The following is a 1,085-nucleotide window of genomic DNA, read 5'->3' on the forward strand; positions in this document are numbered from 1 at the left end:
AGCACCCTACACCCCACACCCCACACCCTGCCCCCAGGAAAAACTTTTTGCCGCAAACCCTATTTAACCCCAGTTCGGGTTAAACAGAGGGGGATAAAGCCCATTCCATGGTCAAGCTGAACTTATCGGGCGTTGTCGCCGTCAGCCCTAGGGAATTTTTGGGGAAGGGAAAGCTTCCCGTCAGATTGCGACCTCCATTGATTTTTGTAAATAATAATTTCAAGGCACTCGCTACTAGCATAGGATAGAAACGTCGGATTTCTAGGATGGGGATGATGAAAGACAGTTCTATATTTCGACGTTTCCCACAGGTGTTCGCGGGTTTATCGGTGCTATCGATCGCTCTCGTCTTGAGTTCGTGGATAGCTGCGCGCTCGTTCTTGGCGGTGAAACGGGCGAGCGATGTTTTTGTCGTCACTGGTTCGGCCAAAAGGGCGATTACATCCGATTATCTTCTCTGGCGTTTATCGGTTTCTAGTCAACAACCTACCGCCCAGGATGCCTACCGCGATCTGATCCGGCAAACCGAGCGGATACGAGCTTATCTCAAAGAAAAACAAGTTCCCGAGGACGCAATCACCACTAACGCGATCGAGACGATGGCGATTCCCGAAGTAACAGCTAACGGCCAGGAAACCGGGCAAATTCTCGCCTATCGTCTCACCCAACGCTTCGAGATCCGAGCGAGCGATGTGGCCCGTTACACGGAACTTTCTAGGCAGGTAACGGAATTGATCGAGGAGGGAATTAACCTCGTCTCTGAACCTCCCCAATATCTTTACACCCAACTAGATAAGCTGCGGGTGGAAATGGTGGCTGCGGCGACCAAAGATGCGAGAGCGAGGGCTGAGGCGATCGCTAGTAGTACCGGCAGTCGGGTGGGAAGGGTGCGCGATGCGAAAACGGGAGTTTTTCAGATCACCTCGCGCAATTCCACTGACGTGAGCGATTCGGGAATTTACGACACTTCCTCGATCGACAAAGATATTACCGCAGTGGTTTCGGTAACGTTCGGGATCGAGTGAATTAGGGTTTGCTGCAAAAAGTTTTTCCTGGTGACAGGGTGTGGGGTGTGGGGTGTGGGG

The 1,085-nt window shown here is 52.1% G+C and carries 2 protein-coding genes; one reads left to right on the plus strand and one right to left on the minus strand.

Annotated features, from left to right (window positions below):
* Positions 1–79: 79 nt before the first annotated feature.
* Positions 80–418, minus strand: coding sequence for a hypothetical protein (locus tag IQ234_RS21855; RefSeq protein WP_231828575.1), 339 nt, complete (start codon positions 416–418; stop codon positions 80–82).
* On the opposite strand from IQ234_RS21855, the gene IQ234_RS20840 reads away from it, so the two are divergent.
* Positions 330–1,025, plus strand: a complete 696-nt coding sequence (locus IQ234_RS20840) for an SIMPL domain-containing protein (protein ID WP_231828563.1) — start codon at positions 330–332, stop codon at positions 1,023–1,025. The two genes, IQ234_RS21855 and IQ234_RS20840, sit on opposite strands and share 89 nt — an antisense overlap.
* The last annotated feature ends 60 nt before the right edge of the window (positions 1,026–1,085 follow it).

Source organism: Microcystis aeruginosa LEGE 91341 (assembly GCF_015206885.1).
In the GTDB taxonomy this organism is placed as follows: Bacteria; Cyanobacteriota; Cyanobacteriia; order Cyanobacteriales; family Microcystaceae; genus Microcystis; species Microcystis aeruginosa_H.